This window comes from Parabacteroides bouchesdurhonensis (assembly GCF_900186615.1).
Taxonomy (GTDB): Bacteria; Bacteroidota; Bacteroidia; order Bacteroidales; family Tannerellaceae; genus Parabacteroides; species Parabacteroides bouchesdurhonensis.
Window position 1 is genome coordinate 1,491,204 of sequence record NZ_LT896588.1, and the last position, 14,409, is coordinate 1,505,612.

Sequence of the window (14,409 nt, forward strand, 5' to 3'; positions counted from 1 at the left end):
ATTTCGTTTTCAGATGATGTTTTTGTTAATAGCTCTTTTAAAACGCTTCCGATAAACAAAATAGAAGGGGTTAGAAATAAGTTTCTACCGCAAATCTAAATTGGTTTATAAATATTTGTTTGAAAGCTGATATATTGTTTTGTTCGTAAAACAGTAACATTGCTTTTTTGTAGTCGATGGAATCGACGGAACGGAAAGAAATAGGGCAATACTTGTTCGCTATTAAAATAGCGTTACTGACTATACGTGCTACTCGCTTATTTCCGTCGTTGAAAGCTTGGATATAAGATAATAACATTAATACAAACAAGGCTTTCTCAAATATATTCGTCCGGTTGTTTACTAGCTCGCAAGTTTGTTCTAATGCTTCACGTATTTGAAATTCATTGTCAATAGGACGGTAATTCGTACCAGTAATACCTACGCGGCGGGTTCTTATATTCCGGTCCACTCTCAGTTCTTTAATAAGAATGCTGTGAATGTTTTCTATTTTAGAAACGGATAAATACTCTAAATAATCAGGGTTTTGTGTAATGAAATCCAGAGCATCTTTATGGTTCAGGAGCATAATGGCTTCTTCTTTTGTTTTGCCTGAGGCTGTTTCTTTCTCTTTCAGCAGCCTTTCCGTTTCGAGCAAAGAATATGTGTTTCCTTCAATTTGAGAAGACTTCCAGCTGAGGTCAATGCCAAGTCGCTCCATTTCTTTTTGGTATTCAAATGGGGTTAATTGAGCAATATTTCGAGTGAATTTTTCCTGTAGTTTATTTAACGAATCCAATTCTTCTTTTGAGAACAGAGAAACTTTACTGAGGATGTCAGGTATTAATGAAAAATTATATCCCGGAAGGATATCCCGGTCGTCAACTTCTTTACTGTAATACTGATTCAGGTCAATAGGATAAAACAAGCTATATTGCGGAGATAAACTGTATCTGCTGGTTTTTGCGTTTCCCTGTTGAATAATATATTGCTTTTCTAATAATATAGTTAGGCGTCGTTTGACAGTTGCATAACTTATACTATTATTTATCCCGTCATAAATCTCTTTGGATGAAGAGAGTGGATGAGCTTTGATAAAGTCAATAATATCTTTCTCTTTTTCCATATACTTTTATTAAGCTCACGAATATACTAAATATAGCTCATATTTTTATAATATGAGCTAAAAAACAAAAGGATATGAGCTTAATTCGTAGGTTTATACCAGGTTTTGATTGTGCTATTATTTTATTTTTGGAATTAATAGCTCTTTTAAAACGCTTCCGATAAACAAAATAGAAGGGATATAGATAGGCATTGCATATCTCCATGTAGTGTTGGGGCTAGCTAAGACGGATATCCCGATATAAATGATAATAAATATAAGCAGAAGAGCTGATGCTTGCCAGTCTTTATTGGTAAAACTGCTTTTGCGGGTTCTTATTAAGAAGTAAATAGCTGCGGCTGTAAGTGCTATCCAATAAATATAATGTAAGACATGCCGTAAAGGATTTATATCAGTAAATAAATTACAGGTATGCTTATATGAATCTATTTGAATCCCATAGTAATCCTGATACATTTGTTCGTTTTTGAACTCACCGCCATGTTCTCCTATTTCCCTGAATTCAAAGAAACTAACTAATGATGGAATTATAAAATCGGTGATAAAATCAAAAGGATAGGCAAATATAATTTTTTTTGCATATTTGGAATATAATTCGCCTGTTTCTACCCATGCTATAGGATAGGAGCGATTAGTCATTTGCATATAATAATAAACAAATTGTTTGAAAGGAGAAGTCTTATCCCACATAAGCCCTGTTGATAAAGCGGCTGTAGTCGTGAAGATAGAGTCGGGGCAGGTTGCCAGATATCTATGGTATAGTTGTTCTAATTCAGTATTAAATTTGCTAACGGGTAGTTGTTTTGCTTCAGGAATGAGAACGGAGGCATTGTTCATAAGTTGCCAACCACTAAAGCCTGAAGTTGTATTTACTCCGGTTACCTTTTTGTATTCACTTCTTGTTGAACTCTGTAAAAAGAGTAATAGAACAATGGGAATACAAGCTATGATAAATCGTAGCAGTACCGTTCTTCTTTGATAAGCTAAGAATAGAACAACCATTGATACGGGAATATAAAACATACCGGCATATCTGACATTGTATAACATTGCAAGGCTGCATAAATGAATAATAACTATCCATATGTTTGAACTGTAAATCATCCATAAAGCTGTAGCCATAAACAAGATTGTCAGTGTATTAAATAGTCCGTCGCTCATTAGGAAATTTGTACTGAACAAAATGGTTGGAGACAAGAATATGAATAAACAGAGTCCATAAAATATCCATTTGTTTTGTAATCCGGTAAGATATTTGAATGAATATAAAAAGAATAGTGATGCTAATGCATTTAATGTATAGGATCCGATAAATATAAAAGTAATACTACTGCTTATGCTATGTAGAAGTTGTAAATAATGGGAATATCCCATCGGACGGTATATATTTAATACTCCGCTTTGTGCAGATAGTATGTAAGCTCCGGTATCGGGAAATACGAAAGGAAAAGGATATAAATTATAAAATAGAATACCAATAATACATATAAAAGCAGATAAGATACAGATTTCCTTCTTTTGCTCTTTAAGAGAGATATAACGGATAAAATCTTTAAAACTTTTCATGCGGAATAAGTTAATTAGTAAAACGATATTTAATGAGTACCCAAATAGCTTCAACTCCGTCTGTCCATCTGATTTTTTTTCCTTCATCAACAGAACGAGGATAGTAATGGATCGGAATTTCTTTTATTTTAATGCCACGTTTTGCTACTTTGGCTGTTACTTCCGGACAAAATTCAAAGCCTGTGCATTTTAAAGGTATTGATTTTAGAAATTCACTGTTAAAAGCTTTGTAACAAGTAGGTTCGTCTGTTAAATGTTGCGCAAATAATAAATTTGTAACAGTGGTAACAAGCAAACCTCCTAAATAAAAACTCTGGTAAGAGTGTTTATTTTCTTTCATTAAAAAACGGGAACCGTACACTACTTTTGCCTGATTATACAGCAACTCCGGTAAAAGTAAATTATAATCTTCCGGTTCATATTCCAGATCAGCATCTTGGATGATAACAAAATCACCAGAAATTTTGGTTATACCTGTACGTATAGCCATACCTTTTCCTTGATTTTTTGTATGCTGAATTAACTGTATGTTTTCTGTTGGATGAGTTGATATATAATTACCGACTAACTCTTTAGTAGAATCTTTAGAGCCATCGTCGACAATGATGATTTCTTTATGTATGTTTTCTATAAGTTGAATTTTAAGAAGCTTGTCTAATAATTGCAGAATAGTTCTCTCTTCATTGTATGAAGGGATGATTATGGAAAGTATTTTGTGCTGTTTATCTGCCATAGATTAAATTGTTAGTACTCTAAGTACTTAGTTTGCTTGCAAAAGTAGTAATAAATTCTAATAAAAGCTTTTATAGGCATTACATAAACATTGGAGAAGGTGCTGTTCTATATGCTAATTTATATGATTTGATTTTTGAATTATAGGAATTTCAATGTGTATGGTATAATAAAAGCCGTAGTTCTTAGAGAACTATGCTTTACAAAAAAAAGGTCAGTCTGACATTGCTTGTCAGACTGACCTTTTTATCAAAGTATGGAATATCGTTTTATATCGGCTCTATTCCCTGCTTTTTCAGTAATTCCAAACCTAAATCTTTTAGTTTGAATTTTTGTATTTTGCCACTTCCGGTCATCGGGAAGGTTTCTACAAAGAATATGTATTTCGGTATTTTGTGACGGGCAATCTTGCCACGACAGAAATCTTTTACTACATCTTCCGTTATGGTTACACCTTCATGTAGGATGATGAAAGCTCCCACTTCTTCACCGTATTTCTTTGATGGAACAGCCGCGACTTGTACGTCTTTTACACCTTCCAGATGATATAAAAACTCTTCTATTTCACGAGGATAAATGTTCTCACCACCACGAATAATCATATCTTTGATACGGCCGGTGATACGGTAATTGCCGTTTTCATCTTTTACTCCCAGGTCACCACTATGCAGGAATCCGTCTCTGTCTATCACTTCTGCAGTGGCAGCCGGATTGTTATAATACCCTTTCATGTTGTTGTAACCGCGGTTACACATTTCTCCTTGTACACCTACCGGACATTCTTCACCGGTTTCAGGATCAATCACACGAACTTCCGTAAATTCATATTCGTGTCCTACTGTATTGTAACGCACATCTGCCGGATCGTCGATGCGTGAATGGGTCATACCCGGTGAGGTTTCGGTCAATCCATATACACTTGTTACACGCATAAACATCTTTTCTTCCACTTGCCTCATCAGTTCGACGGGGCAAAGAGAACCTGCCATAATACCTGTACGCAGAGAGGTGAGATCAAACATGTTGAACATCGGGTGGTTTAATTCCGCAATAAACATGGTTGGTACGCCGTAAAGTGCCGTGCACCGTTCTTTATGGATAGAGGCGAGTACGACTAACGGGTCAAACTTTTCAACCATGACTTGTGTACAACCATGTGTCAGCACGTTCATAGAGGCCAAGACTACTCCGAAGCAATGGAATAAAGGAACACAACAGCAAAGCTTGTCGTCGGCGGTAAATTTCATGTGTTCGCCTGTCAGAAGTCCATTGTTCGCAATATTGTAGTGGGTCAACATAACGCCTTTCGGGAATCCTGTTGTTCCGGAAGTGTATTGCATATTAACCACGTCATGACAGTTAACAAGAGACTTGGCGGCTTCGAGTTTGTCGTCACTTATATTTTCTCCCAAAAGCAACAGTTCTGGAGTATTATACATACCACGGTATTTTTCCTGACCGATGTAAACTACATTTTTCAGTCTGGGGAAACGTGCGCTTTTCAGATAACCGCGCTGTGATTCTTTCAATTCAGGAAGCATCGTGTATATCATGTCAACATAACTTCCGTCGAACACACCATCGGTGATACACATTGTATGGATATCGGCGTTTTCTACCAGAAACTCCAGCTCGTTTTGCTTATAGTTGGTGTTAACGGTAACAGCAACAGCTCCGATTTTTGCGGCCGCGTACAGGAATGTAAGCCAGTCCGGTACGTTTGTTGCCCAGATACCGACATGTGTTCCATGCTTTACTCCGATAGAGAGCATGCCTTTTGCCATGTTATCCACACGTTTATTGAATTCTCCCCATGTAAAACGCAGGTCGCGGTCGGAATAAACAATATATTCTTTATCCGGGGTTGCTTTTGCCCAATGTTCGAGCCATTGGCCAAGTGTTTTATTCTGTAATTCCATAAATATCCGGATTAATAAGGAGTATATACCACTCCGATGATTCTTGCTTTGCTGTCTGTTCCGGCGTGTACATGATGGGCAACAATGGAATCATAATAAATGCTGTCTCCTTCTTCAAGTACATATGTGTTTTTTCCGTAATTGATTTCAACAACGCCCTCTAACACATAAATAAATTCTTCGCCTTCATGGGTTGAAAGGACAAAATCCACTCCTTCTTCCGATGGAACAATATCTATCAGGAACGGTTCCATGTGACGCCCTGACTTATCTTGAGACAGAGAATGATATTCCATGTGCTTACGTTCCATCGACGAGTTGTTGGTAAACCCTATGCTATTTGTATCGTTGCTATCCTTTTTACGACAAATAACCGGACCCAGCTCCGATTGGTCGTCAAGAAAAGTTCCTAAACGTACGCCAAGAACACGAGCGATCTTGATAAGCGGAGCCAAAGACGGAAAGTCTACATTTGTTTCTATACGCTCAATTTGTTCGATACCCAATCCGGAGCGTTCTGCTACTTCCTGAATGGTAAGCTGTTTTGATTCCCGAATGCTTTTTATTTTAGCACCGATCACTTTGTTGTTTCCCATAAGTATGATTTATTTGTTAGAATCCTCATTCTGTTTAATATTTGTAACCAAACGACGCAAAATTACATTAATATTTTATTTTACCATAAATATATAAAAGAAAAAGGATAGCCTTACAAATAAGGCTACCCTTTCCGAAACTTCATAAAAAGTTATTTCTTTCTTACTTTCTGATACCAAGTTCCTTGATGATGGTACGATATCTTTCGATATCTGTTTTGATCAGATAATCCAATAAACGGCGACGTTTACCTACCAACATCTTTAATGCTCTTTCAGAACTGTGATCTTTGTGATTCACTTTCAAGTGTTCTGTCAAGTGTGAAATACGTACTGTAAACAGTGCGATCTGGCTTTCCGGAGAACCTGTGTCTGCGGCAGATTTGCCATACTTTTCAAAAATCTCTTTTTTCTTTACTGAATCTAAAAACATGATTCTTTTGTACTTTAATAAATTAATACTATGTTATCTAAGCGGACGCAAAGGTATAGATTACTTTTCTATTTGCAATACTTTTATTCCTCTTTTTTGTATTTTGAGTATTTATTGTCTTCAAGATGTCATAAAAATATTGTACTTTTGCGCCCAATAAATTAGTCTTCAATGCAAAAGATCAGAAACATCGCGATTATCGCGCACGTAGACCACGGCAAAACAACGCTCGTGGATAAGATGTTATTAGCCGGTAAACTTTTCCGTGAGGGACAGGCGGAGCCGGATCAGTTCCTGGACAACAATGACCTGGAACGTGAACGAGGTATTACTATCCTTGCCAAAAATGTATCTATCAACTATAAGGATTATAAAATCAATATTATTGATACTCCGGGACACGCGGACTTCGGCGGTGAAGTAGAGCGTGTGTTGAACATGGCGGACGGCTGTTTGCTGCTAGTCGACGCTTTTGAAGGTCCTATGCCTCAAACGCGTTTTGTACTGCAAAAAGCTATTCAAATTGGATTAAAACCAATTGTTGTTATTAATAAGGTAGATAAACCGAACTGTCGTCCTTCGGAAGTACAGGAAATGGTTTTCGATTTAATGTTTAGTCTGGATGCAACCGAAGAACAGTTGGATTTCCCAACTATTTACGGTTCGGCCAAGCAAGGCTGGATGTCTACTGACTGGAATAAACCGGCTGAAGATATTACTGCTTTACTGGATGCCATTATAGAGCATATTCCGGAACCTCAGGTGCTGGAAGGTACATCTCAGATGTTGATAACTTCTTTGGACTATTCAAAATATGTAGGACGTATCGCTGTAGGCCGTGTTCATCGTGGTGAATTAAGAGAAGGACAAGATATTATGTTGTGCAAGCGTGACGGTTCTATGGTTAAGTCTAGAATTAAAGAGATTGATGTATTTGAAGGTTTGGGACGTACGAAAGTGGAAAGTGTCCGTTCCGGAGATATATGTGCCGTTGTTGGTATCGATGGATTTGAAATCGGAGAAACAATTGCTGATATCAATGAGCCGGAGCCTCTGCCTACTATCGCTATCGACGAACCGACCATGTCTATGCTCTTTACCATTAATAATTCTCCGTTCTTCGGTAAAGATGGTAAGTTCGTAACTTCCCGTCATATTTATGAACGCTTACAGAAGGAGTTGGATAAGAACCTTGCGTTGAGGGTCGTTTCTACCGATGCGGCCGATTCATGGCTGGTATATGGACGTGGGGTACTTCACTTGTCTGTATTAATAGAGACAATGCGTCGTGAAGGTTATGAATTACAGGTTGGTCAGCCGCAGGTTATCATTAAGGAGATTAATGGTGAAAAATGTGAGCCGGTAGAACAACTTACCGTTAACTTGCCGGAGGATTGCTCGAGCCGTATCATCGATATGGTAACGAAACGTAAAGGTGAGATGACTATGATGGAGAGTAAAAATGATCGGATGCATTTGGAATTTACAATCCCATCACGTGGTATAATAGGGCTAAATAATGCTGTGCTTACAGCTTCCGCCGGTGAGGCTATTATGGCACATCGCTTTTTGGAATATCAGCCTTGGAAAGGAGAGATAGAACGTCGTACCAACGGCTCAATTATAGCTATGGAAACAGGCACGGCTTACGCCTATGCTTTGAATAACCTGCAATCTCGCGGACGTTTCTTTATCGCTCCCGGTGAAGAAGTCTATGCAGGGCAGGTAGTAGGCGAACATACGAAGGAGAATGATTTGGTAGTGAACGTTACAAAATCGAAGAAACTGACGAATATGCGTGCTTCCGGTTCTGATGATAAAGTTTCTTTAGCACCTCCTACAGTGTTTAGCCTGGAAGATGCTTTGGAGTATATTAAAGCTGATGAGTATGTAGAAATTACTCCGAACAGTATGCGTATGCGTAAAATCATTCTGGATGAAACAGAACGGAAACGTGCCGGAAGGTAAAAGAAATACTATTTAAATATAGAAAAACCGTGATACTGGATTAAATAGTATCACGGTTTTTTTATTTTTGAGGATTAACCATTATTTCGTCGGTAAACAGCCAGTTGCCTTTTTGGTTTTCAGCTACGATCTTAATATAACGGGCTTGGGTGTTTAATCCATCGGCTACGGCAATATCAATCCAGCAATCATGGAGATTATTGGGGCTGGTCTCCATAGCTACGGTTTTCGCCTTTTTATATGATATACCATCGTTGGATATATAAAAATCAACCATATTAGGCAATGCAATGGATTTCGGCAAATAGTTCAGGAAACGAATTGCCAATGTGTTAATGTCTGTAATTTTCCCTAAGTCAAGGGTTGTCTCCATGTCTTTATCTTTAAAACCTAACCAGTTGGTATTCTTAAAATCTTCATCCCCTAATCTTTTATCTGTTAGATTTCCCTTATTGTATTTAGAATTAGGCGGGGTTGCAAAAACCACAGGTTTACCGATAGCATCGTGAGGTAGGTCATTTGTAAAAGTTGCTTCTAATAAAGGCCAGCGACCTTTTCCTGCCTTCCAGTCCATATAATCTTTGTATGCTTTGGCCGATAAACAAGGTTGCCCGATAGGCATTTCTGAATTTGGTTTGTCATAAATACCATACATGGCAAAGCTGAGGATTTCTTCTGCTCCGGCTTTAGTTACCCCTGTCATTTGTGAGAGGAAGCGGGGAAATGCTGCCGGAATTAGAGCTGATTCTCTGGAATTTGTTCCTTTCTCCCACGTAAATGATTCGTTGTTTGCCCAGAAACGAATACCTGTTTTTTTGTGAATATCGCAAAGTTTACGGAAGTTTTCCTTCATAAGAGGCAGTGGTAATGTTTCAGGCACGCAACCTATTTCATCCTGGAATGCAATAATGTCTACTTTCACTTTGGCTATTTGTTCTGCAAACTTAGGATCATCCACATTTGACAAACGTATACCATAGGGAGAAATCATTACTACTGCATCCGGTTTACAACGGCGTGCTTCGGCTGTCAATGTATTTACGGCATCAACCGCATGCTCTGGAAAATAGGGGTTTACGGCATCTTCTACCGGTAGATACCATCCATAAAAGGATTTGTGATTACCGAATTTACCGGCAATCTCTTCCATGATTTGGATTTGTTTCCTGCGTATTTCCGGTTTGCGTAAGTCATCATCCTGATTTTGTGCCCAACCGCAACTCATAAAGACTTGCATATTATTTTCGTCGGCTGCGTTCATAATGGCCTCAACCGGACTTTCACGGTCTGCCGGATAGGCAGGCGGCATAAAGTTGGATGGATAAAAAGCCTTTCCTTCATTGGCTACTGCCATAATGACCAGGTAGTTTACTCCCATGCCCGATAATTCTTTTACTTTTTGTCTCCATAAAGCTGGATTCGTGTTGTCTATGTGTGCCGGATTCATATACTTATTGCGTACATCCTGATAGGTCAGATTAAGCCATGTTCCACGAATTGGCTTTGTTATACCCGGCTTGATTGTTTGTATGCTGCATAAAGATAGCAGCATGAATAATGTAATAGCTTTCCTTAATAAGTTCATGTTTTCCGGTAATTAATACGTCTATCGGAAATAAGACCCCGATAAACGTATTTATACGTACAGGATCGTATTAATTTTGTATTTTTTATGAATAATCGGTCTCTTCTTTTGAGTATAAAAAAGCGGATATCCCCTCGGAGATACCCGCTTTTTATGATAGTAAAATATTTACTTATTTAACCAATGCAGCAAAATCACTGTTAGTTGCATATTTTGCAAATTCCAGATCAATAGCAGCTTCTTTAGCCATAGCTTTATCGGCAGCAATAGCAGCTTTCAAATTGCTGATAACGCCGTTAGCGTCGTTTGTACGAGCTGCAACGATTGCTTTCAAATAAGAAGTTGTTGCATCCGGATTAGGAACAGCATTCAAAGTTTGAGAAGCCTTACTGTAGTCTTTAACTAATATCTGAGACAAAGCAGCGTTGTTGGATTTCACTGAACCGAAAGAGTTAGCAGCCTTAGCCCATTCTCCTTGTTCAAGATAAAGAACACCCAGAGCTTCGCTTAATTCTGCAACACCAGCTGCGTTGCCGAACAATTGTTGTGCTTTAGCTTGGTCACCTTTTGTTAAGGCGATCAAACCTAAGTTCATGTTAGCTTCGTTATTGCTCTTAACAGAATTAGATTTGTTGAACATCTGTTCTGCTTTGTTTAGATCACCAGCACGGAATGCCATCATACCGATATTGTTCCAAGTACGGTAATCGTTAGGATACAATTCTGCAGCCTTGTTGTAGATAGTAGCTTTTTCTGCAGGATTGTTAGTCAAAGTAGCAGCATATAGAATTTCTTCTACGTTCAATTCTCTAGGATTGCTTTTTGCCAAAGCGCTGATTTCATCGTCAGACTTGCCAATGATTTCAATGTTTGCAGTCAAACGAGAACGACGCAATTGAGGTAAGATTTCTTCAGCCAATACACTGAATACAGAAGAAATGTTCTTGATTTCCTGTTCGCGTTGTTCAGGATCTTTGTACATAGAAAGAACACGAAGAACTAAGTCTTTATCTTGGATGTTAGATTTAGATACTAATTCCTGGAAGCCTTCCCAGTCCTGAGCTGTGTAACGAGCATCAACCGGAGCGTCAACCTTCATTTTCTTTAATTCTTTAGCAAGATATTTATTCGTGTTACCTTCACGTCTTTCAGCTAAGCCAGTGTTCAACTTAACACCACCATCAGGAGATGCATAAGCAGAGATTTCGATAGCAACGTTCTGATTAGGAGCTTCGTCTGCATTCTTAACAAGATCTTTCCAGTCTTTGATTTCGTTTTTCTTCAATTCTTTTGAACGAAGTTCAGCCTGCTGGATCAAGAACATGATATTAGCATCATGAGCTTCTTTGATAATGCGTTGGAACTTATCAGCAGCGATAGCAGCGTTAGCTGTTGCAGCGTCAGCCAATTCAGAAGTAGCGATAACACCTTCGCCAATCTTTACATCCGGCAATTTAACTGTTTTGTTTTTGATTTTTGCATCGAAAGTAAGATACAGCTCAGATTTTTTCATTTCAGGTTTGTAAGTGAAAGCTGATTTCATTGTTACGTTTGCACCTTCTTTCTGAGGGATAACCTGATTGTTACCTTTTACCTTTTCACCTTGGTAAGTATAAGAAGTTCCCCAAGCTTCTCCACCTTCATAACGAAGTACCGGAGTAACTGTTACTACAGCTTTCTTGTTGAACCATTTTGCAGGGAAAGTAGCATTGATCGTTACAGGTACTTTGCCTCCGATAGCCTCTAGCGGCTGCGGTTCAGCTTTAATATACTGTTCTGCTAACGGTTTCAACTTGTTAGAACAAGAAGAAAAGGTTAAAATTGCTGCCAATACGAAAAATGGCAATAAAAACTTTTTGTTCATAATTTGATGTAAGTTTAAAATGTTACTATGTTTATATATTCACTTCCAATTATCCCTTAGCCATCAATATGCAAAACTAAAGCATTTTTTTGTTATGAATAGCAAAGATCGGATAAAATCTTTCTAATTAATACTTATTAATGAATATACGTGCCGTTTTACATAATAAAATGGGCTCATCCAATTTAAATAGGTGCTTTTCGCCTATTTAGGAAAATCTTATTATGTAAAAATATGGATATATTATTCCTTTGTTACCTCTATAATGGGTTCAGTCTTTATTTTTTTATTGTATATTTTTGATTAAAATATTATCTTTTGAATATAACATTTGTTATTATATAGTATTTTCACCAAGTAAACACCTTGCCCGTTTATTGATACAGGTATACTGCTCTGATTATTTTGAATACGGGAATATTGCAGGACTTTTCCATCCGTGGATAACAGGGAGAAGTCGGCTGTTTCTATATTGGGAGGTAATAACACGCGTATTGTTTTATTTTCGGCTTCCACATATATATGTACCGGATTTTTTTCTTTTATTTTTTCATTTGACACAATTTTTTCATATTGCAGGACCGGGTCGATATATAATGACGTACTAAACGGGTTTTGTGGATAAGCAGTTGCTTCTATCCATTTGTTATTATAGTTTATCCATGCCGTATTTTTTGTGGTTTTTCCTTTAGGAAGATTATAGACTGCGAATGTTGTTCCTTCGGGAGCTGTTATTTTGTAACCTATATAAAATGTTCCTTCAACTGTTACAGGTTCGGAAAAATGAATATAAGTTTCTTGAGCCCGGTTTAATGGTTTTTCGGTTTCCTGAAATGAACCGTTAGCCGTATTCAGATTTTGATAGGAAGGACGGAACATTTCCGTATGTAAGAGTGTCTGAGGTTTGTTTGTGCCGTTATAAACGGTAACTTCTACATTCAGTTCTTTATAGTTTCCCGTGATAGACGGAGTTGTGAAATAGACTCCGTAAACGAGTGCTTTTCCTGTTACGTTATAGGCTTCTGCGTATTCGGTTATTCCTAATGAGTTGTTTCCAAAAAGAGGCTCGGTGTTGGTGGCCGAGATTGGAGTCTTCTCGATAGATTCTTGTAGTCCGGTAGCTTCTACGTTACTTAGTTTCAAGCAGTGGTTTTGCCCATAGGGATCGAGCCCTTCACATAAAAGCTCATTCGTATTGGATGGGTCCAGCCAGCATTTTAATTGTTTATCCGTTTCTTTTGAAATTGTCCAGGTTTGGCTAAGTGCGTAATAGAAATCATTGAATGGCTCTTCCGGGTTGGATCTACCACCGGATAAAGCTCCGATGACATATCCGTTTGAGTCGAACAGGGCAGACCCGGACGAACCTTTAGTCGTATAGCCGTCAGACCACTTTTTTACCCACCAATGGCTATTGTCGTTGAAATGTGTTCCGATTGTGTTAAATGTTGCCTGTTCTATGTTACTTTCGGACCAGCTTATCCGTTTTACGGTACCTCCGGGATGATGAATACCGGCATAAGGCAGATTGCTTGTTAGCGTGGCATTCCATCCGGCGTAATAAGGTTGATAATAAACGGGCGGACGTTGCAATAATTCAAGTAATGCCAAATCTGTCTGTTCGTTTATGGCAATATTCTTGGCAGAGGCAACAGACATTTCCTCAGTTCCTCTCATGAGTGTATTGCAGGTAGGACTGTCATAATTGAAAAAGAAAACGATGCGGCCCGCCACTTGCTGATAATCCGGATTACTGACCGTAAAGCTTTTGTTCAGACAATGTGACGCGGTCAACAGGTATGGCTTCCCATCATTTTCCGTGTTATTAATCATTGTTCCTGTACAAGCGATTGTGCCATCAATTAACATCATGACAACACTTCTGCCTAACGGTTCATAAGGACTTCCTTCAGACACATAACAAGATAGAGCGGAAATCCCTTTATAATCCGAGTTTAGTCTAGGTTCGTCTCCTTTTAAATCCCGATAAGCATGGTTAACTTCACCTACGGTCAATTCTCCCCGGAAGGCGGCTTTTGCCGGTTCCTGATATTCAATAATCAGTTCGTCACCTTGTACCGGAGCAACAGGCAAGATGCCTGATTCGGAATTATTTAAATGATTAAAAGCTCCCAATATATGACTTCTGTCCGGACTATAGAGGAATATTTGGGCGCCTTCGGGAATTTTATATTTGGTAAATAATACATTAATAGATAAAGCCTCTTTTGAACGAATGCCTAACCTCCATACTCGCGTGCCATCGGGTAAGGAAAAGTTTATACCGGAGTTATTCCTGCTATAATCCGTTATGAATTTATAGGCAAAACGATACCCACCGCGTAAATCACTTTCATTTAATGAGTCGATTCGTAATTCTTCTTCTACGTCGAATGCCGGCATTTCTATAAACAGGTCATTTCCCGCACTTCTCGATTGTACATCTGATACGGCATTCCACGGTAACGGTTTTCCCCCGTGTGATATCTGGGCTTGCATGTAATTGCTGTGGATGAACAGCAGGCAAATGTATAATATGTGTAGTTTTTTCTTCATAAGTCGGGCAAATATAAAGAAAAGTTGCATTACTATCGATATTTCAAATTCATTTTAAAATCCTATTCTATTTTTGTCATATCAA

10 protein-coding genes are annotated in these 14,409 nt (G+C 38.2%); 1 reads left to right on the top strand and 9 read right to left on the bottom strand.

The genetic code is table 11. The annotated features are described in order from the left end of the window. Window positions 1-70: 70 nt before the first annotated feature. The 6 genes from C1721_RS06485 to rpsO form a co-directional block, all read right to left on the bottom strand. Window positions 71-1,105, bottom strand: coding sequence for a Fic family protein (locus C1721_RS06485; protein ID WP_102407640.1), 1,035 nt, complete (start codon window positions 1,103-1,105; stop codon window positions 71-73). 117 nt (window positions 1,106-1,222) lie between these two features. Further along, window positions 1,223-2,227 (bottom strand): hypothetical protein, encoded by a 1,005-nt coding sequence (locus C1721_RS06490; protein WP_159063548.1) that lies wholly within the window; start codon window positions 2,225-2,227, stop codon window positions 1,223-1,225. A gap of 454 nt (window positions 2,228-2,681) precedes the next feature. Beyond that, complete coding sequence (locus C1721_RS06495; RefSeq protein ID WP_102407642.1) at window positions 2,682-3,404, bottom strand: glycosyltransferase family 2 protein; 723 nt, start codon at window positions 3,402-3,404, stop codon at window positions 2,682-2,684. A gap of 268 nt (window positions 3,405-3,672) precedes the next feature. Beyond that, a complete protein-coding gene (locus C1721_RS06500) occupies window positions 3,673-5,322 on the bottom strand; it encodes an AMP-binding protein (RefSeq protein ID WP_102407643.1) in 1,650 nt (549 codons plus the stop codon). An 11-nt stretch (window positions 5,323-5,333) separates the two neighbouring features. Next, a complete protein-coding gene (locus tag C1721_RS06505; RefSeq protein WP_102407644.1) occupies window positions 5,334-5,918 on the bottom strand; it encodes a helix-turn-helix domain-containing protein in 585 nt (194 codons plus the stop codon). 163 nt (window positions 5,919-6,081) lie between these two features. Further along, complete coding sequence (gene rpsO, locus C1721_RS06510) at window positions 6,082-6,351, bottom strand: 30S ribosomal protein S15 (protein ID WP_102407645.1); 270 nt, start codon at window positions 6,349-6,351, stop codon at window positions 6,082-6,084. Window positions 6,352-6,522: 171 nt separating this feature from the next. Between rpsO and typA the strand changes: the two genes are divergently transcribed. Then, window positions 6,523-8,319: a translational GTPase TypA gene (gene typA, locus C1721_RS06515; protein WP_102407646.1), complete on the top strand. Its 1,797-nt coding sequence runs from the start codon at window positions 6,523-6,525 to the stop codon at window positions 8,317-8,319. 61 nt (window positions 8,320-8,380) lie between these two features. Here the strand turns inward: typA and C1721_RS06520 are convergent, their stop codons facing one another. The 3 genes from C1721_RS06520 to C1721_RS06530 form a co-directional block, all read right to left on the bottom strand. Beyond that, a complete protein-coding gene (locus C1721_RS06520; RefSeq protein WP_102407647.1) occupies window positions 8,381-9,904 on the bottom strand; it encodes a DUF4434 domain-containing protein in 1,524 nt (507 codons plus the stop codon). A gap of 172 nt (window positions 9,905-10,076) precedes the next feature. After that, window positions 10,077-11,768, bottom strand: coding sequence for a tetratricopeptide repeat protein (locus tag C1721_RS06525; protein WP_102407648.1), 1,692 nt, complete (start codon window positions 11,766-11,768; stop codon window positions 10,077-10,079). A 303-nt stretch (window positions 11,769-12,071) separates the two neighbouring features. Continuing rightward, window positions 12,072-14,324 carry a trypsin-like peptidase domain-containing protein gene (locus tag C1721_RS06530; RefSeq protein WP_102407649.1) on the bottom strand — a complete coding sequence of 751 codons (2,253 nt, stop codon included), beginning with the start codon at window positions 14,322-14,324 and terminating at the stop codon, window positions 12,072-12,074. Window positions 14,325-14,409 lie beyond the last annotated feature (85 nt).

What these genes read in the sequence shown, in the direction of transcription:
- C1721_RS06505 (WP_102407644.1), bottom strand. Translation starts at nt 5,918, where the DNA reads ATGGGAAACAACAAAGTGATCGGTGCTAAAATAAAAAGCATTCGGGAA.
- rpsO (WP_102407645.1), bottom strand. Translation starts at nt 6,351, where the DNA reads ATGTTTTTAGATTCAGTAAAGAAAAAAGAGATTTTTGAAAAGTATGGC.
- C1721_RS06490 (WP_159063548.1), bottom strand. Translation starts at nt 2,227, where the DNA reads ATGGCTACAGCTTTATGGATGATTTACAGTTCAAACATATGGATAGTT.
- C1721_RS06530 (WP_102407649.1), bottom strand. Translation starts at nt 14,324, where the DNA reads ATGAAGAAAAAACTACACATATTATACATTTGCCTGCTGTTCATCCAC.
- typA (WP_102407646.1), top strand. Translation starts at nt 6,523, where the DNA reads ATGCAAAAGATCAGAAACATCGCGATTATCGCGCACGTAGACCACGGC.
- C1721_RS06520 (WP_102407647.1), bottom strand. Translation starts at nt 9,904, where the DNA reads ATGAACTTATTAAGGAAAGCTATTACATTATTCATGCTGCTATCTTTA.
- C1721_RS06485 (WP_102407640.1), bottom strand. Translation starts at nt 1,105, where the DNA reads ATGGAAAAAGAGAAAGATATTATTGACTTTATCAAAGCTCATCCACTC.
- C1721_RS06495 (WP_102407642.1), bottom strand. Translation starts at nt 3,404, where the DNA reads ATGGCAGATAAACAGCACAAAATACTTTCCATAATCATCCCTTCATAC.
- C1721_RS06525 (WP_102407648.1), bottom strand. Translation starts at nt 11,768, where the DNA reads ATGAACAAAAAGTTTTTATTGCCATTTTTCGTATTGGCAGCAATTTTA.
- C1721_RS06500 (WP_102407643.1), bottom strand. Translation starts at nt 5,322, where the DNA reads ATGGAATTACAGAATAAAACACTTGGCCAATGGCTCGAACATTGGGCA.